Genomic DNA, 17,426 nt, shown 5'->3' with positions numbered 1-17,426 from the left:
CTCAACCGGAGCCACCATGCCAGTGCGACCAGCCACCGCAGCGGTCCACAAAGTCGTAGCACCCTACAGCACCGCCACCTTACCCGATCAGCCCCAAATGACGCAAGCCCTGCACAATTCCGCCCCGATTGTAATCCGCGGTAATGTAGTCGGCCACGGCTTTGACCTCCGGCAGCGCGTTACCCATCGCGACACCGTGATCCACAAAGTCGATCATGGTCCGATCATTCGTGCCATCCCCAAACGCAAAGGTGGGCACGTGCCCGCCCAGCGCCGCTTTGACCGCTTCGATGCCGCGGACCTTGCTGACGTTGCTGGGAATAATATCAATATCAAACTTAAAGTTCCGGTAGAAGCTTAACTCCGGGAAGGCGGCAGAAAGTACCTGATCATCAGTGAGGTTTTCGGTGAGCGCCATCATCATGTGGACCGGCTGGGTCAGGTAGTCCTCGGGCCGAATCGGGGGCGTCGGCTTGTCAATCGCACCGTACCCCGCCACCACGGCCGGACTCATACCCGAAAGCCACTCGCTGTCCGCGTTAAAATAACCGAGCATCACGCCGCGGGCCGTCGCCTGTTGGGTTAACCGGGCGACCACGTCACTCGCCATCGTCTGCGAGAAGACCACGTCACCGGCCAACTCCACGTACTGACCGTTCAACGCAACCAAACTATCAATGCCGCTAGCCGCCATAATGTCGCGAATACCAGCTGCTGGTCGCCCCGTGGCAATCACCGGTTGGTAACTATTAGCCCGGAGCTCGTCTAAGGCCCGCCGCACCGTCGGGTCAATGCCGTGTTGTTCGTTCAGTAAAGTTTTGTCCAGGTCAAAAAATACTAAGCCACGCGTTTTGTGCATCTTGCCGCCTCCAAGTAATTGCGTGCCGCTTTGCCAGCACGATTATGTAATCCGTTACGTTCAGCATGCCCGATTCACAGCCTTGATGCAAGCCCTTTCTTTACCTTTGCCTTCCCGTTTGGTGTAAAATGCGGGCATAGGTAATTTCCTAAATCTACTATATAAGCACTCACTCAATCAAAGGGGGCCTCCCATTGAACATTCTCGTCAACATGCACCTGCATCCCGACCAAATCACCCAGCTAGAGGCACTGCCCGACGTACACCTCATTGACCGTGATGAATTCACACCCGCCATGGGGAGCACAATCGACGTCATCCTAGCCTGGAATCCGACCGCGGCGGCCATCATGAGCGCACCGAACCACGTCCGCTTTATCCAGACGATGTCCGCCGGCGTCGATTACCTGCCACTGGCCGACCTTGCGCGCCAAGACGTACTGGTTGCTAACGCCAGCGGCATCCACGGTGAGTCAATTGCGGAATCCGTGCTCGGTTATATCCTCAACTTTACGCGGGCCCTTAACGCCCCCACCAATCGCGATCCCCACAATTTTTGGGCGGCCAGCCAACTGCGGCATCAGATTACCGAACTACCTGGACGTCGTGCCCTCATCGTCGGCGCGGGCCACATCGGCACCACCATCAGCCACGTCCTCCAGCAACTGGGCGTCCGGACAACCGGGGTCAACCACGACGGTCACGCCGTCGCCGGCTTTGACCAGATTATTAGTACCGCGACCCTGATGGCACAGGCACCCGCAGCCGATTTCATCATTAACATCCTGCCGCTCACCGACCAAACGCACCACCTGTATAACGACGATTTCTTCCAGCGGCAGCCTGGCCACCCCTACTTTATCAACGTCGGTCGCGGACCGTCCGTGGATACCGCGGCGTTGATTAGGGCGCTGAAGGTAGGCAAAGTGGCCGGTGCCGCTCTCGATGTGTTCGAGGAGGAGCCGCTGCCCGCCAGCTCACCTTTGTGGCAAGCCCCTAACGTGCAGTTAACGCCACACGTATCGGGTACGATCAGCGACGTGGCTACGGGTGTGTTCAAGATTTTCTACCCTAACCTAGTGTCGTTAATGGACCACGGGACGCTCGCGGTGAACGCGGTGGACTTAGCGCGGGGCTATTAACTTTCAAAAAAATCGGGACGGTCGACACAGCTCTTGGAGTAACCAGAGTTGTGTCAACCGTCCCGTTTGTTATAAATGCTATTCCACCATCGTCAGGGAGTCGCTGTCTTTGACCACCAGGTGGCGGCGACCCGACTGCTCAATCCAGCCCTGCTCGCTAAACTCGGTCAGCTTGCGGCTAATCGTCTCCGGCGTCGTGCCGAGATAGGCCGCCAAATCCTTTTTGGGGAGGGGTAAATCAAAGTCGTTACGCCCCAGACCTGCGCCGGTTTCAACGATGTAGGTGGCCAACCGCTCGGCCACGCTGGCCGTGTTGGCGGCCGTAGCTTGGGCCTCAAGGGCGACAACCCGTTGTCCCAGAGCGTTCAGAACGTTGAGCGCCAATGCCGGCGTTGATTGCAGTAACTTTTGAAAGTCAGTGCGGCTAATCGTGCACGCTTGCGTACCGGTCAAAGCGGTCGCCGTCGTCGTGCGCTCGGTCGGGGTAAACAGCACCGCTTCGCCATCAAAGTCCCCAGGCTGCAGCAAGCGGAGTAGCTGCTCACGCCCACTGGCCGTTGACTGGGTAATTTTGACCTGGCCGTGCGCGATGATAACCAGCGCATCGGCATCGGTGCCGGCGGTGAACAGTTGTTCCCGTTCATCATAGTGGTGGTCCCGCACAAGGCTAGCAATCGCCCGCACCGCATCATGATTCAGTTGTTGAAAAATGGGTACCAGTCGAACACACGACTCAGCTTCATGCAAATCCATCCCTATCACCTCACCCTTATTATACGCGCTTAAAACTCGTCGTCATCATCGTCCTCATCATCGAGGCCGAACCGGGCGGAGTGGCCCAGCAATGACTGGAGGACGCGTACCTGGTGACGATTCCAGCCGAACATGGTCGTCATGGTTGCGGCTAAGGCTGGGCGGCCTTCTTTGTTAGCTAACGCAATTGCTCGGGTGACGAACAGGTTGTCGGTTTCGAAGTCGTTGACCAGCCCGTTAACCATTTCGTCGGCGTCGCGATACTTCTGTGCCCCGTCCTCTTCCAGCATCGTCCATTCGCTATACTCAGACATCAGCGTGGCCGGAATCTCGCCCTCATCCAGCAAGGCAGATGCGATCCGCTCAATCCAGTCGTTGTTCTCACCGTTAATTGCCACAAAGGTGGTGGTTAATTGGCCGGCGGTGGCGCCACGGACGAACCATGCCGCCTGGCGGAGCTTGTTGGTCAGTACCACGTGGTTACTCAGTACGTGGTTAATCATCGCCCCCGCCGTGGGTACGTGGTGATCATGATCTGATTGTGCTTGTTCTGCTGTGAATAATTCTTCTGCTGTCGCCATTTATGCAATCTCCTTAACTTTGCTACTCAACACGGTGTAACCCAACTTGGTGACCACGCCACTCAATTCATCTGCGTTCGTTGCTACTGGGTCAAACTTAGCCTTCAGTTTGGCCGCGTTGAACAACACCTTAACGTCCTGCACGCCATCAACACCGGACACCGCGTGTTCAATCTTCTGCATACATGAAGGGCAGGTCATCCCGTCCAACTTCAAAATTGCCATTGCCATAGTTGCTTTACCTCCTAGAGAGTGGAGCCCGTGCTTAGAACCACAACTTTCGGCGGGTCACCAACTCATTTCCTATACCCTTAATTTACACTGCTAGGCTTAGTTGTAACTTGATGCTCATCAAGTTGCGCGACTTTTTGTGCGCGACTTTGATGTAACAGCCGCAAAGCGTTCGCAATCACCACGAGGATTGACGCCTCGTGGACGAACATGCCGCTTGCCATCTGGACCAACCCTAGCATTAATCCCAACAGCAACAGCACCACGGTACCCACCGCAATCACGATGTTTTCACGGGTCACTGAGCGAGTCGCCCGCGCAAGATGAACGGCCTCTACCAGCGTGCCAAAGTTTGGCCGCACCAGCACCACGTCGGATGTATCCAAAGCTACAGCCGTACCACCACCCATGCCGATACCTACGTCGGCCGTCGCTAGGGCGGGGGCGTCGTTAATGCCGTCACCCACAAAGGCAACCTTGTGGCCCGCCGCTTGGGCCTCCTGCACCGCCGCCAGCTTCTCTGCCGGCAACATTTCCGCACGCACCTCGTCGACTGGCAACTGTGCGGCAATGTGTTCAGCCGCCGCCCGGTTGTCGCCCGTCAACATGACTACGTGTTCAATCCCGTGCTGCTTCAAAGCTGCCAACCCATCGGCCGCATCTGCGCGCACAACGTCATTAACCCCAACTGCTAACCTAATTTCTCCATGAACCGCCAATAACACTACCGAATCACCCGATGCCTGGATTGCGTTGATGCCGTCGGTGACCGTGGCGTCAACGTTCACTCCGTGGTCACCCATCAACTGCATGTTACCCACCAGGTACTGTCCGTCGGCGCTCGCCAAGCCGCGGCCCTTGACCGTCGCCATGACGGGGGCCTCCGGCAGGGTCAGCTGCCGTTCTTTGGCCGACGCCAGAATTGCCCGCGCCAACGGGTGCTGGGAATCCGCCTCAATGGCTGCCAGCAAAGCCAAGTCATCGTCCTCGTTACCAGCGAAGTCCTGCACGTGACTTAACGTCATCTTGCCAGTCGTGATGGTCCCCGTTTTGTCCAACATGATGGTGTCCACACCAGCCAGTGCGTCAGCGGTCGCCCCACCTTTGAACAAGATGCCCTGACTCGCCGCCCGACCAATACCAGCAACGTTTGCCACGGGTGCACCAATCACCAACGCTCCCGGGCAACCCAGCACCAGCATGGTAATCGCCAGCCGCATATCCTGAGTCACCAGGCCCACAATCAAGGCAATCACCAGGACGGCCGGCGTGTAGTACCGGGCAAAGCGGTCGATGAACCGCGCAACCGGCGCCTGCGCATCCTGGGCGTTTTCCACCAGTTCAACAATCTGACCAAAGGTGGTGTCCTCACCCGCAGCGGTTGTGCTAACGGTCAGCGCACCACTGTCCAACATTGAACCAGCGTAGACCTGATCGCCCGAGACTTTGGCCACCGGAGCAGCCTCACCCGTAATCACGGCCTCCACCGTGCGGCCCTCGCCTTCAACCACGGTGCCATCAACCGGCACCTGGTCGCCTGGACGTACGCGAACGTGCATCCCCGCGTCAATTTCGTCGATGTCAACCAACTCGGTCTGCCCATCTTCATCAACGACGGTCGCCTGTTGCGGAGCCATGTCCGTCAGGTCACGCACCGCGGACCGCGTCTTGGCTAGCGTCCGGGCCTCCAATACGTTACCAAAGAGGAAGAGGAAGGTCACGATGGCCGCCTCGTTGGGCTCGCCAATGCCCAGCGCCCCGATACAGGCGATCGTCACCAGCAACTCAATGCTGATGGTGCGCATCCGTAGCGCGCTCCACGCCCGCAACAGGATTGGTGTGGTGCCCAGTACACCCGCAACGTACATCACGGCCAACGCGACCGTTGGAACACCTGCCCAACCCAAAACCCAACTCACTACAATTAACCCACCGAGGATTAAACTAATTTGTCCCGGATGCCGATTTAAATATATTTGCCAACGCATATGCTCGCCCCATTCATTTAATTTCTTGATGATGGTTACAGCATAATGCCGTCAACACGTTTTCACCTTGACGGCCATCAAGGTTAGATATAAATGCTAGTTGTCATATTGTTTGGCCCCAATGACTGCTGGGGACACTGGCTGACCGCCGCTCAACGTGTGCCAGGACAATATGACAATCGGCTATTTAGTGCGTTCATCCGCGGGATTGCGCGGATTATCTATTGCTATCGTATTATTCACGCAGGTATAATTAATATAAGAGACTGACAATTAAATGGATACGCGTGTACTAATCGAAGGGGTGATTATCATGAAAGTTATGATTGCTTTGGAAAACGTGGTAATGGACGGCGTCAAACGTGCGTCCACCGTGCTGGGCAACGCCCTCACCGACCACTTCGACATGTACTATTACTCGCTGGCCGACGCCCCCCGCTACTTTGAGCTGGACGCGCCGCTAATCATTGCGGATCCACCCACCGACCCGCATCGGGCCAACTTTTTCGGCAGCCAGCCCTACACCGTCTTTGCCGACCAAATTGCCGACATGATTGCGACCATTGAGCGGCTTGGAATTGACGTGGTCATTCTGCCGGCCGGGCTCCTGACCAGCTTTGCACCACTAATTAAGGCTAAGATGCCGACCGTGCGGCTGATTGGGTGGATGCACAACAACTACGACACCTACCTGAACGACTATTATGGCTACATGCGCAAAGAGTTCCGGGCGGGGCTGCGCGGGGTCGACACGCTGGTCACGCTCACTGAGTCGGACCTGCATTCGTACAGTGAGTACAACGCACACACGGTGAAAATTTATAACCCCATCACAATTAAGGCCACGGGCCGCACCAACCTCGACAGCCAAACCGTGGCGTTCACCGGCCGGATTGCCATTGAACACAAAGGAATTGACCTACTGTTACAAGCTGCGCGCAACCTCTACCCCGGCTGGCACATCAACCTGGCTGGCTCGGGCGACGACGAAAACATGGCGGTGTTCAACCAGTTAATGGACTTCTGGCACCTGCACGACCGCGTTAACTTCCGTGGGCCACTCAAAGACGCGGGTTTAACCCAGCACTACGAGCAGGCGGCCATCTTTGTATCCACCTCGCGTTGGGAGGGTATGCCGCTGGTGATGGGTGAAGCGATGGCGTTCGGCCTCCCCATCGTGGCGATGGAGAACACGGGTAGCGCCGAGTTTATCGGTAACGACGAGTACGGCATCATCACCCGCCCCGGCGACCCCGACGACTTTATGCACCACCTAAACCGGATGATCGCCAACCGCGAGCTACGCAAATATTACAGCGAACAGTCGTTAAAACGGGCTCAGGATTTCACTTTGGATAAAATCGTGGCCGACTGGTTACCGATTATTGAGTCAGACTAAATTGGGGTTGATTTGTTACCCACCACAAAACGGGACCGAAGTTCTTTGTCAGGCAAAGAATCTCGGTCCCGTATTTACATATGTAGGGCGGTGTCATCCTGGCGATGACGAGTGTTGCCAGGCAAAGCGGTACATACTTTTGCGATAGTTTGTCAATCATAATTGATAAATCTCTGGTAATTCGGTTTTTATCAATTATGTTTGATAAACAGCCAAAATCTGCCAAAAAATCAATTATGTTTGACAAAAACCTAGTAGATGGGCCTTTACAGTATCTGCTGCAACCCGTAACCGACACCATCTTCATCGTTCGATTTAGTAATCAACCGCCCCACCGCCTTAATGGCTGGCAGCGCGTTGGCCATCACGACTGGCATCCCCACCATCTTCAACATGGGTAGGTCGTTATGCCCATCCCCAAAGGCGGCGGTTTCGGCCGTCTGCAGCTGCTCCGTGGACATAATGTAGTCAATACCGCGTGACTTTTGCGCCTCCGCGTGCGTCACTTCGAGGTAGGCCGTCCCCGACTGCGCGATGGCGACGTCGGGTAATTGGAGGCCCCGCACGAAGGCTTGCAACCGCTTCATTTCGTCTTGATCAAAGGTAATCATCATTACTTTGAATACCGGTACGGTCGGACTAGTGAGCACGGTGCGCCAATCCGCGATGGTCGGGGTCTGCCCCGTTAAGTTGGCCTCATAACGCAACCCCTTGGTCACCCGGTCCGCATACCAGCGGTCGAGGTCGTAAAAACTGAGGCTCACGTCCGGAAAATCGAGCGAGACCGCCCGCAACAGAGTCGTGACCGCGGTAAAGTCGATGGTTCTCTGGCTGATAACGTCCCAGCCGTGACGGCCTGGTTTGTAAATCAAGCCGCCATTGAACCCGATTTGCGGTGCGTGTAGCCCCAACTTGGCAATTGCCGCCGCCATCTCCATGGGTGCGCGGGCCGACACCAGCGTCATGGGTACCCCACTTTGCTTAATCAGCGCGGCGTTGCTGTTGCTGACGACGCCATCGCTATTGAGTAACGTACCGTCCATGTCTGAAAATACGTGCTTAATTATCCCCACGCTGTCCACCATCCCCGAATATTGTGTAATACCAGCATACACCACTATCGTTAATGTTGTCATAAAGCGCTACCAATTTATTTGCCTTAATACTCAAAGGCGCCTAGAATTATGCTATATTAGATAACAACGATTATATACAGGAAGTGACATCATGTCAGCAATTATCCAACTCAATGAAGTGGCCTACCAACCGGCGGCCACTCCCATTTTGGCGCACGTTAACCTGACCGTACAACCCGCCGACTGGCTCACCATCGTCGGCCCGTCCGGCTCTGGTAAAAGCACGTTGCTCCGACTTATCGCCACGTTAATTTCACCAACGAGCGGGACAATCATGTTCCGGGAACGCAACCAACAAGACTACGACCCGGTCGACTATCGCCGGCAGGTATCCTACTGTTTTCAGCAGGCCCAGTTATTCGGCGACACGGTTCGTGACAACATCAGCTTTCCCTTCACCATTCGCCGCCAAGACTTTGACGAGCAGCTCGCCAACCATTGGCTCGAGCGGTTCCAGTTGCCCACCAGCATGATGGACAAACCCATCAGTGAATTATCCGGTGGCGAAAAGCAACGCGTAGGACTGATTAGAAACGTGCTCTTCACGCCTGCGGTCATGCTCTTGGACGAAGTCACCACTGGGTTAGACACGGAAACCAAAGACATCGTGCACCACGAATTGCTACGCCTCAACCATGACGATGGCGTCACCATGATTGCCGTCACCCATGATGAAACCGAGATTGCAGCGGCCGACCACGTGCTGACCGTTGACCACCACACACTGGAGGTGAAGCCATCATGAACCTCATCGTTACCCCAACCGCGTTGGTCTTGGCCGTCGCTCTCGTCCTCATTGCCCTGGGTGTCAGCCTGAAACAACATCTTGGCCTCGAACGGGACCTGGTCATCGGTGTCGTCCGCGCCGTCATTCAGCTCACCGTGGTCGGTTACGTGCTGACTTACGTAATCAAAATTAACCGCGCCCCGCTTACCATCCTGATGGTCGCCATCATCGTGGTGAACGCCGCGCTGAACGCACGTAAACGTGCCGGCACCCTGCCCCATGCCTTTGCCATTAGCTTGGCCGCCATCGGGGCTGCCACCACCATTACTTTGGTTATCCTGATTGCGACCCACGCCATCAAGTTTATTCCGTCACAGGTGGTTCCGTTTACCGGGATGATTGCCAGCAACGCCATGGTTGCGATTGGGCTCGCCTATCGCAGTATGAACGCTAGCTTCCACGACCTGCGTCAACCTATCCTTGAACGCCTGGCGCTTGGTGCCGACGCCAAGCAGGCGACGGCGGGGCTTGTGCGTCGGGCGGTCAAAACGGGGATGTCGCCAACCGTGGATTCGGCCAAAACCGTCGGCCTGGTTAGCCTGCCCGGCATGATGTCCGGCCTCATCTTTGCCGGCGTCGACCCCAGCAAGGCCATCATGTACCAGATATTGGTTACCTTCATGATGCTAGCCACAACCAGCCTCAGTAGCGTGATTGCCTGTTCACTAGCGTACCGCGGGTTCTTTAATGAGCGGTTGCAACTGCAGTAACGCCATGTCTGCAAAACGGCTGTGCCGAACACCCTTAAAAAGCCGCCTGATGAAAATCAAATGGACCAAGACCCGGAAATTTAATGATTTCCGATTCTTGGTCCATTTTTACGGGTTTTTTCAAGCCGTAAACGGGTTCGGTAACCCGTTTTTCTCTTTATCCGCAGAAGCCAGCGCCCATTCATGAGCCACTTTGGTTTCAGCGTCCGGTGAGGCGTACATCGCCAACTTATAGTCGATTTCGGCCAAACTGTGGGCAATTTCTTGCTGTTTGGCGATGACTTGTTCCCGGTGGCCGGAAAGTAACGCCCGGCGCGCCTCAGCCGTAGTCGGTCCTGCCATCACCAATTCGATGTATCGACGGATATCCGCAATTTTCATCCCGGTGCTTTTCAAGCATACAATCGTGTGTAATAAAGCCAAATCACCATCGGTAAAAGCACGATAACCCGATGCATCACGGGCCACGAACGGCAATAAACCGGCCTTATCGTAAAAACGTAACGTGGAAATCGTTAAACCGGTTTTTTGAGCCACAGTTTGAATTGAATATGCCATTTAAAATTCCCCCTTGCACTAAAGTATGGTTTAGGGTTTATCCTCACGATAATAACTGAAACGGAGGACATATGCAATGTCAGAATTAACGTTAGTCACCGGTGGCAACGGCTTTTTAGCCTTACACATCATTAAACAACTTTTAGCGAACAATCATCCCGTGCGCGCAACCGTGCGTAATTTGAACAAAACCGACGAAGTCCGCCAAGCATTAGCAACAGCCGGCGTTGCAACGGATCAACTCAGTTTCATCCAAGCTGATCTGCTCAACGACGCGGATTGGCCCAAAGCCATGCAAAACGTCACCCACGTGATGAGCGTTGCTGCCCCAGTCTTTGTGAACGGCGAAACCACTACTGATGAAATGAACCAAACCGCAAAAACCGGCACCTTGCGGATTTTAAAAGCTGCTAAAACAGCAGGCGTCAAGCGGGTGGTGATGACTGCCAATTTTGGCGCGGTTGGGTTTTCTAATCATTCCAGTCGCCCAACTACTGAAGCAGATTGGACTGACCCTAACGAACCTGGCTTATCGGATTACGAACGCTCTAAACTTTTGGCAGAACGTGCTGCCTGGGATTTTGCCCAAAGTGACCACCTTGATTTGGCCACGGTTGCCGCAGGGGCGATGTTGGGCAACCCATTGAATGGTCATGTGTCCGGTAGTTTTGGCTTGGTCAACCAATTGCTCGACGGTTCAAGCAAATTTATCCCTGACATCGAGTTTGTAGTCTCAAATGTCGCCGACGTCGCCGATGCCCACGTCAAGGCATTGTTTACACCCGCTGCTTCTGGTCAACGCTTCTTAGCCACGAACGGGTCGATTAGTTTGCCTCAAATTGCTGACCTTATTCGTAAACAACGCCCCGCACTAGCGGCTAAACTGCCACGGCACATTTTACCGTCTTGGGTGATTCGCATGGCCGCGCCTTTCAATGCCCAGGCCCGCAGCGGAAAATTGTTCTTATCGATCAACCACCATCCATCCACGCAAAATGCTGAACAACGCTTAGCTTGGCAAGCAAAACACAGTGTTGATGAAACAATTTTGGCAACAGTCGATGCTTTGCAGGGATAAGGGTGCCACATCCTGTTGATCCAAACAAAAGGCCAAAACTGGTCCTGCAAAATTGCAGGGGAGTGCGGCGACGCTCCTTCGTTACCTCTGCTTATTAAAACGAGTTGCGCCCCGCAGAAACCGACGTATAAGGGACTCCCACCAAAAGGCCAAGTGCGGGCCAGTCGGATTGCTGGGGAATGCTGCGATGCTCCCCCGTTACCTTTGCTTATTGAAACGAGCTGCGCCCCGCAGAAACCGACGTATAAACAGCTCCGAACAAGAATCCAAGTACGGGATTCTCGTCCGGAGCTGCTTATACTCTGGTTTCTAAACGCGGGGCTCCGCTCTCTCTACTTCACCGGACAAGCCCCCGACGCACAATCACTCTGATCAACCAGCTCCAACCCCTTAGTATCGGTTGGGTGCAACTTTGCAAACGCCGCCTGCACGTCACCCGTAATATTATTCTTCAACTGGAAGTACCGGTCCTTACTAATCGGTTCCTTCGGCGCCTGCTTAAAGCCAGCACCAACATACGGCAACAACGACGTCGACTTCGTTGTATTCCGGTACTGCCGGAACAACGGCGCAATCTGGTCGGCCTCCTCCGGCTGGAACGTTACCGTACAACTAACCGAGTTGTCCGCCCAATACGTCTGCAGGAACGCCTGCGTCGCAAACTGCTCCGCAATCGACACGTTACCCGCTGATGCAAAGTCGGGACTGTCCGCGTGTGCCGCCCGCACTGGGAACTCCACACACACCGTATTCTTAGTGTACACATCAGGTTCAATGTGGTAATCACACGCCGCCAACGCGTCCAACAACGGGTCACTGTCTTGGAACCGAATCCGCTGAATCAGGTAGTTGCTGTAGTGGAAGTGCATCCCCTCGGACACACCCGCCAACTTGGACACCGTGCCCGAAGGCTTCACCGTGGTGTGCTTGACCGAGGTGCTGCAACCCAATTCGTCGGAATACTTCTGGTCAGCCGCCACCACGGCTTTGTATAACCCGTCGAACGCCGCCACGGCGTCTGGCTTGTACACCGGCTGCTTAACCATCTCACCTGACTCATCACGGACATCCTGCCAACCCTGAACAACGCGGTGCCCAAAGCGAGTCAAAATCCAGTCCTGAATGCCAGACATCGACACGCCGATGCGCCGATTCTTGTGGATAACATTGCGGGAAATTTCCCAATCGTAATCGCTGAAGGTCACACGCTTAGCGTAACGGGCCGCCAATTCAAAGGCGCGGTGTAAATCCCAATCCTGCTCCTCGGCAATCACCGGGAAAACTTCAAAGAGGTTACATGGCTCACCATTGGCTAGCGAAATCTCACCACAAGGGTTGGTCCCCTCAACCTCCGCGTCAATGCCTTCCTGACGACCGTCCGCCATGCGGCCATAGTTGCGCGACAATTCGAGGTTAACCATCCCCGGTTCGCCATTCTGCGCGATGGCCTGGGCAATCTCCTCGTAGCCAGTAAAGTTACTATCTACCAGCACACTGTTGTTAGACGCCCAACGGTGGTGGTAGAGCTTGTCCTTATCCTGCTTCATCGTGATGAAGTCATGGTCGTCCGCTCCACCCAAAGCAATCTCGGCCGACCGGCGCACGTTACCAGCCACCACCGTTTTGCCGATCAAGTTGCCCATATCAGTACAATCAACCGGGGTGAGGTTCTGCCCCACGCGGGCGTTAATGACATCATTAATGTCAATCATCATCTCGACGAGTGGTGCTGGCCCGGAGGCGGTCCCGCCAAAGCCGTGGATTTTGGCCCCACGCGGACGAATATTAGAAACATCAATCACCACTTCATGGTTGCCCGACGGATTAGCGGACAGGAAGTGACTGTCAATCATGGCCGCGTTGGCAACCACCCAGCCCTCGCGCGTGTCGGGCACCTGGTAGTAGACCTTCCCGTTCATGTCGTTGGCAGCGAGCCACGCAGCTTTGTCCACCGCGCCGGCCTCAAGCGATTCGTCATAGGCACCACTTTGCTTGTCAATGACCACGGTTAAATCAACCGCCTGGTCAACGGCTGGCATCTGGTCGACGTTCTTTTTGGCCACGGAAAAGCCGACCCCGCCGCCCTTCATTAATTGGTCGAATAGGAATGAAAACGGCATTGATGGTACTGGCTGACTGTTGTCCACGTACCACGGCTGAATGTGACTTTGCCCGTATGGTTGTGGCCGCACGGCGACAAACCAGCAGTTATTCAACGCGTCACCATTACGCTTTTGGTAATCCGTACCCGAAATCCACAAGTTCCGCCCACTCGGCGTGGCGGCCAAACCGTACACCAACCGGAATAGGTCCTGGGCCTCCTCCGTTAGCTCGGCGTAGACGGCAGGATCCACGTTGTCGGTGTGGAGCCGTGGGTCCAAATTTATGTTCCCCTCAACCACACGCCGCACGGTTTCGTCCCACTCCTCCGCACGATTCTGCTCGGGCAACCACCGCGCGTAGGTGCGCTTGTACGTCACCCAACCCAATGGTCCCCAATGCGGGGTCACCTCATTCTTAACCTGTTCCACAAAGTCGTCGGTCAATCCGACGCGAATAGAAGTTGCTACATCCATATTGTCGTTCCCCCTATATGTAGTTTTGCTATACTGATTAATATACTACATATTGTGCGTAATGGGACTATTGACTTTTGGCGTAACCATTATTTTCCTAACTGAGATAACAGCGTTGAACAACTCTACAAGCTCCGTAATATCTATTTGGCTAGCGTTGCCCACCGTTAAATTGCGTGTTTAACGACATAGAAATGCAGCGAAAAAAATTTAACACTATTGGACTCCCGAACAAATTCTGATATTTACAACCATATCTAGGCGATGCACTTGCTTATAATCCACCGCACTACCTAATTTATTTCCTCAGAACTAATTTTTCGTAAGTATTTCATCCAATTAGCTTGCATTCCACCTACTAGAAGGTAGTAGTATAGACGTATAATCAATTCCGGTTTTAACAAAGGAGCAACATGCAAAAACAATTTCATTTCGACGATGAACTAGTGGTTAACCGTCTTGGTTATGGCACCATGCAGCTACCAGGCAAAGGAGTGTGGGGCCCCGCAGCGGATCCGCAACGGGCCAGCCAAGTAATTACCACCGCCATTGACCACGGTGTCAACTTTATTGACACGGCCGACTCATACGGTCCGTTATACGCCAACCTTTACCTCCGCGAGGCGCTGCGTCAGCGGCCGGACGCCAAAGTCATGGTGGCAACAAAAGTCGGCTTCACGCGCCAAGGACCGGGTCAGTGGACCGAACTAGGTGACCCGGCGTACTTGCGCCAACAGGTCGAACTCAACCTGTTCACTTTGGGCCTGGACCACATCGACCTCATGCAGCTACACCGAATTGACAGTCGCTACAGCATTGCCGATCAGGTGGGCGTCCTCGCCGATATGCAAAAGGAAGGCAAGATTAAGCACATTGGTCTGAGTCAAGTGTCAGTTGGCCAGCTCAAGACCGCCCAGGCAGTGGCCCCAATCGTGTCCGTCCAGAACCGGTACAACCTGATCGACCGTGCGGATGAGGACGTACTGAACTACGCCGACGAACACCACATTGCCTTTATCCCGTGGTTCCCGTTAGCTACCGGCAGGCTCACTGCTGGCGACACTCTGTCCACCATCGCGGCCAAGTACCAGGCCAGCCCGGCGCAGATTGCCTTGGCATGGTTATTACAACGGTCCGACGTAATCCTGCCAATTCCGGGTACCAGCAACCCCGACCACGCCGTGCAGAACATCGCGGCCGCCGACATCACGTTGAGCGATGGCGACCGGGAGCTGCTTGACCACCTGGCGGACTAAATACAGCGTCGCCTCACCTAACACACACACTGATATCAATTTTGTGTGTTTGTTGGGTGAAGTAACTGAATTACTACTACTTCTACACCAACAAAAAATCCAGCACACGGCGTCACCACACTATGTGGTCACACCGTACGCTGGATTTTTGATCACTATGATTATGCGTGACGCTGGAACCATTCCATGATGGCTTCCATACGCTCAATGCGCAGGTTCGGTAATCCTGAACGGGATAGTTCATGGTTACTCTTCGGGAACCGGACAAACTCCGTCTCCACGCCTTTGAGTTTCAGCGCGTTGTAGAACTGCTCGCCCTGCTCAATTGGGCAACGACGGTCCTCCTCACCGTGCAAAATGAGGATGGGCGACTGCGCCTGGTCAACATATTTCAACGGGCTAAACTGCCACCAGCGGTCAGCGTTTTCTAGGCCGCTTTCCCACTGGTCGTCTAGATTGATGGGCAGGAAGTCCCACCCAATGTCACTCGTGCCAAACATGCTGACCCAATTCGAAATTGACCGGCACGTTGCCACAGCGCGGAACCGCGCTGTATGCGTCTCAATCCAGTTGGACATAAAGCCGCCGTACGATCCGCCAGTCGCGTACACGTGGGTATCGTCAATATCGGTGTCCAAATGTTCGGCCTCATCGACGGCCTGCATCAGGTCCTCGTAGTCATTATTCCCGTAATCGGCCAAAACGTCATGCGCAAAGGCATTGCCATACGTCGCACCACCACGCGGATTCAGGGTAATGACGCCATACCCAGCGTTCGCCAGCACCTGCAACTCGTGGTAGAAGGTCTCACCGTATGCCGCGTGCGGGCCGCCATGGATGTACAGCACCGCGGGGTGGGCCGTGCCTTTGACCACGCCCACCGGCCGGTAGTACCACCCCTGAAGCGTACGGCCATTCCGCTCAAAGCTAAAGTCGTCGGGTGCCACCGTGGTGTGCTCCTGCGACCAAGTCGTGTTCGGGTCGTACAGTAGTGTGCTGTCGGCCGACTCGACCTCCTTGAAGTACAGCTGGCTGGGAGTGGTAATCGTACTTTGCGTGTAGTATACGCCCTGACCATCGTCAGTGAAGGCAAAGTCGGTCACGTGCTGGCGACCACCTACCACGACGCGACTATGTCCGTCTAAATCAGTGGTATGTAGTTCAACACAGCCACGCCTCGATGCCACGTAACTGATTTGGTCATCCCCAGTCCAGGCCGCAACCCGACCGCTGAGGTTCTGCTGAGTGTCAGCGGCGAGGGCGGCACCAATCTCGACGTCTTCATCATCAAATAGGCGCCAGACTGCGCCACTTTGGCAGTCCACAACGAATAACGTGTTCGACAACCAGCCAGTATCTTCATTCGGGTTACCGGCCAGCAACAGCTTTTGACCATCGTGACTAAAGGCCACCGACCCAAATGAGCCATACTCCATCCCCGTTTCAACGCGCACGGGTGTTGACTCACCCGGTGTCAGCAACGAGACCACGTCGGCAGGACGTTGTGGCGCGTCGGTGGCGACGTTATGGTCAATCGCCAACTGTCCCTGGGGACTGACGGCGGCCACAGTGTACTCGGTGTCGTCCTGATAAAGCAGTTCATGGTCGGCCTGGGCCCACCCCTGTTTATATAGAAGGAAACGGCGGCGCTCGTCCAGCAACCAGGGGCCGTTATCCTGATAGTGCAGGCGGGTCACGCGGGTGGCGTGGAGCCAGTCCCTTGGCTGTTGGGGATGTTGGGACGTGACCTGCACGAACCACCCCTCACCATCTGGCTGCCAATGAAATCCCGTGACACCGTCGGCAAACCAGGTCCGCTGGGTAGCCGCACCGCCAGTAAACGCTTGGGTAAAGACTTGCTGGTGCCCGGCCTGGTCGTGGCTCAAAAACGCCAGGGTACTACCGTCTGGCCCCAAAGCCGCGGCGGTGTCGTGCTGCTGATCGTGGCCCAAACTAACCCGCTCCCCGGTCGCCCGGTTTTGGAAAAAGAGCCGACTACGATAATCATTATGTTCTTGATCAATCCAGTTCTCGTTAAACACCACGCCAGCCGCCGTTGGTACTGACCGCGATAACGTTTTGATGTTGTATAAATCAGTTGTGCGTACGCGCAAAATGGTCACCCCTTCGTATTGACACTTGATAGTGTTTGTAATGCCATTTTAATGCTTTTCACATGTTAATGCGAATTTTTCTACCACAGCGTTTGGGTCGAAGGATCGTTGGTCCCAAACACGTGGGCAGGGTTTGGGATGGAGGCGTCGTGGATTACGACAGTAGTGATTGTCGGCCGCGTTGGTCGGGTTGGCGAGTTACGCTCCGCGGTAATCCACTGCTAGGGCGAAACCTCCAACTCGCCAAGTGCATGCGAG

The 17,426-nt window shown here is 54.9% G+C and carries 15 protein-coding genes; 6 read left to right on the top strand and 9 right to left on the bottom strand.

Annotated elements, in window-relative coordinates:
• Window positions 1-79 precede the first annotated feature (79 nt).
• Complete coding sequence (locus LPA02S_RS06615; protein ID WP_056956345.1) at window positions 80-859, bottom strand: Cof-type HAD-IIB family hydrolase; 780 nt, start codon at window positions 857-859, stop codon at window positions 80-82.
• Window positions 860-1,053: 194 nt separating this feature from the next.
• Between LPA02S_RS06615 and LPA02S_RS06610 the strand changes: the two genes are divergently transcribed.
• On the top strand, window positions 1,054-2,001 hold the full coding sequence (locus LPA02S_RS06610; protein ID WP_056956346.1) for an NAD(P)-dependent oxidoreductase: 948 nt from the start codon (window positions 1,054-1,056) through the stop codon (window positions 1,999-2,001).
• Window positions 2,002-2,079: 78 nt separating this feature from the next.
• On the opposite strand, the gene LPA02S_RS06605 is transcribed toward LPA02S_RS06610, so the two are convergent.
• The 4 genes from LPA02S_RS06605 to LPA02S_RS06590 all read right to left on the bottom strand — a co-directional run bounded on the left by LPA02S_RS06605 (window position 2,080) and on the right by LPA02S_RS06590 (window position 5,554).
• Window positions 2,080-2,754 (bottom strand): Crp/Fnr family transcriptional regulator, encoded by a 675-nt coding sequence (locus LPA02S_RS06605; RefSeq protein WP_054649496.1) that lies wholly within the window; start codon window positions 2,752-2,754, stop codon window positions 2,080-2,082.
• Window positions 2,755-2,783: 29 nt separating this feature from the next.
• On the bottom strand, window positions 2,784-3,335 hold the full coding sequence (locus LPA02S_RS06600) for a ferritin-like domain-containing protein (protein ID WP_054649498.1): 552 nt from the start codon (window positions 3,333-3,335) through the stop codon (window positions 2,784-2,786).
• Complete coding sequence (locus LPA02S_RS06595) at window positions 3,336-3,566, bottom strand: heavy-metal-associated domain-containing protein (RefSeq protein ID WP_054649500.1); 231 nt, start codon at window positions 3,564-3,566, stop codon at window positions 3,336-3,338.
• A gap of 80 nt (window positions 3,567-3,646) precedes the next feature.
• Complete coding sequence (locus tag LPA02S_RS06590; protein ID WP_054649502.1) at window positions 3,647-5,554, bottom strand: heavy metal translocating P-type ATPase; 1,908 nt, start codon at window positions 5,552-5,554, stop codon at window positions 3,647-3,649.
• Window positions 5,555-5,867: 313 nt separating this feature from the next.
• On the opposite strand from LPA02S_RS06590, the gene LPA02S_RS06585 reads away from it, so the two are divergent.
• Complete coding sequence (locus LPA02S_RS06585) at window positions 5,868-6,953, top strand: glycosyltransferase (RefSeq protein ID WP_054649590.1); 1,086 nt, start codon at window positions 5,868-5,870, stop codon at window positions 6,951-6,953.
• Between the two features lie 266 nt (window positions 6,954-7,219).
• Here the strand turns inward: LPA02S_RS06585 and LPA02S_RS06580 are convergent, their stop codons facing one another.
• Window positions 7,220-8,038, bottom strand: a complete 819-nt coding sequence (locus LPA02S_RS06580) for a Cof-type HAD-IIB family hydrolase (RefSeq protein WP_056956389.1) — start codon at window positions 8,036-8,038, stop codon at window positions 7,220-7,222.
• A 142-nt stretch (window positions 8,039-8,180) separates the two neighbouring features.
• Between LPA02S_RS06580 and LPA02S_RS06575 the strand changes: the two genes are divergently transcribed.
• Window positions 8,181-8,834: an ABC transporter ATP-binding protein gene (locus LPA02S_RS06575; protein ID WP_054649504.1), complete on the top strand. Its 654-nt coding sequence runs from the start codon at window positions 8,181-8,183 to the stop codon at window positions 8,832-8,834.
• Window positions 8,831-9,586, top strand: coding sequence for an ABC transporter permease (locus tag LPA02S_RS06570; RefSeq protein WP_054649506.1), 756 nt, complete (start codon window positions 8,831-8,833; stop codon window positions 9,584-9,586). Before LPA02S_RS06575 ends, LPA02S_RS06570 begins: the two co-directional genes overlap by 4 nt.
• 120 nt (window positions 9,587-9,706) lie before the next feature.
• Here the strand turns inward: LPA02S_RS06570 and LPA02S_RS06565 are convergent, their stop codons facing one another.
• Window positions 9,707-10,144, bottom strand: a complete 438-nt coding sequence (locus LPA02S_RS06565) for a MerR family transcriptional regulator (RefSeq protein ID WP_054649508.1) — start codon at window positions 10,142-10,144, stop codon at window positions 9,707-9,709.
• A 76-nt stretch (window positions 10,145-10,220) separates the two neighbouring features.
• On the opposite strand from LPA02S_RS06565, the gene LPA02S_RS06560 reads away from it, so the two are divergent.
• Window positions 10,221-11,222, top strand: coding sequence for an NAD-dependent epimerase/dehydratase family protein (locus LPA02S_RS06560; protein ID WP_054649510.1), 1,002 nt, complete (start codon window positions 10,221-10,223; stop codon window positions 11,220-11,222).
• 332 nt (window positions 11,223-11,554) lie between these two features.
• Here the strand turns inward: LPA02S_RS06560 and nrdJ are convergent, their stop codons facing one another.
• Entirely contained in the window at window positions 11,555-13,798 is a 2,244-nt protein-coding gene (gene nrdJ / locus LPA02S_RS06555; protein ID WP_056956347.1) for a ribonucleoside-triphosphate reductase, adenosylcobalamin-dependent, read from the bottom strand.
• A gap of 413 nt (window positions 13,799-14,211) precedes the next feature.
• Between nrdJ and LPA02S_RS06550 the strand changes: the two genes are divergently transcribed.
• Window positions 14,212-15,054, top strand: a complete 843-nt coding sequence (locus tag LPA02S_RS06550) for an aldo/keto reductase (RefSeq protein ID WP_056956348.1) — start codon at window positions 14,212-14,214, stop codon at window positions 15,052-15,054.
• A 161-nt stretch (window positions 15,055-15,215) separates the two neighbouring features.
• Here the strand turns inward: LPA02S_RS06550 and LPA02S_RS06545 are convergent, their stop codons facing one another.
• Window positions 15,216-17,168: a S9 family peptidase gene (locus tag LPA02S_RS06545; RefSeq protein WP_056956349.1), complete on the bottom strand. Its 1,953-nt coding sequence runs from the start codon at window positions 17,166-17,168 to the stop codon at window positions 15,216-15,218.
• Window positions 17,169-17,426 lie beyond the last annotated feature (258 nt).

This window comes from Lacticaseibacillus pantheris DSM 15945 = JCM 12539 = NBRC 106106 (assembly GCF_001591865.1).
GTDB classification, from domain to species: domain Bacteria; phylum Bacillota; class Bacilli; order Lactobacillales; family Lactobacillaceae; genus Lacticaseibacillus; species Lacticaseibacillus pantheris.
This window is presented reverse-complemented; position numbering and strand designations above follow the sequence as displayed.

Excerpts from the sequence above, each read along its gene's own strand:
- LPA02S_RS06600 (WP_054649498.1), bottom strand. The coding sequence starts at position 3,335 with ATGGCGACAGCAGAAGAATTATTCACAGCAGAACAAGCACAATCAGAT.
- LPA02S_RS06570 (WP_054649506.1), top strand. The coding sequence starts at position 8,831 with ATGAACCTCATCGTTACCCCAACCGCGTTGGTCTTGGCCGTCGCTCTC.
- LPA02S_RS06595 (WP_054649500.1), bottom strand. The coding sequence starts at position 3,566 with ATGGCAATGGCAATTTTGAAGTTGGACGGGATGACCTGCCCTTCATGT.
- LPA02S_RS06580 (WP_056956389.1), bottom strand. The coding sequence starts at position 8,038 with ATGGTGGACAGCGTGGGGATAATTAAGCACGTATTTTCAGACATGGAC.
- nrdJ (WP_056956347.1), bottom strand. The coding sequence starts at position 13,798 with ATGGATGTAGCAACTTCTATTCGCGTCGGATTGACCGACGACTTTGTG.
- LPA02S_RS06590 (WP_054649502.1), bottom strand. The coding sequence starts at position 5,554 with ATGCGTTGGCAAATATATTTAAATCGGCATCCGGGACAAATTAGTTTA.
- LPA02S_RS06615 (WP_056956345.1), bottom strand. The coding sequence starts at position 859 with ATGCACAAAACGCGTGGCTTAGTATTTTTTGACCTGGACAAAACTTTA.
- LPA02S_RS06575 (WP_054649504.1), top strand. The coding sequence starts at position 8,181 with ATGTCAGCAATTATCCAACTCAATGAAGTGGCCTACCAACCGGCGGCC.
- LPA02S_RS06550 (WP_056956348.1), top strand. The coding sequence starts at position 14,212 with ATGCAAAAACAATTTCATTTCGACGATGAACTAGTGGTTAACCGTCTT.
- LPA02S_RS06560 (WP_054649510.1), top strand. The coding sequence starts at position 10,221 with ATGTCAGAATTAACGTTAGTCACCGGTGGCAACGGCTTTTTAGCCTTA.
- LPA02S_RS06585 (WP_054649590.1), top strand. The coding sequence starts at position 5,868 with ATGAAAGTTATGATTGCTTTGGAAAACGTGGTAATGGACGGCGTCAAA.
- LPA02S_RS06565 (WP_054649508.1), bottom strand. The coding sequence starts at position 10,144 with ATGGCATATTCAATTCAAACTGTGGCTCAAAAAACCGGTTTAACGATT.
- LPA02S_RS06605 (WP_054649496.1), bottom strand. The coding sequence starts at position 2,754 with ATGGATTTGCATGAAGCTGAGTCGTGTGTTCGACTGGTACCCATTTTT.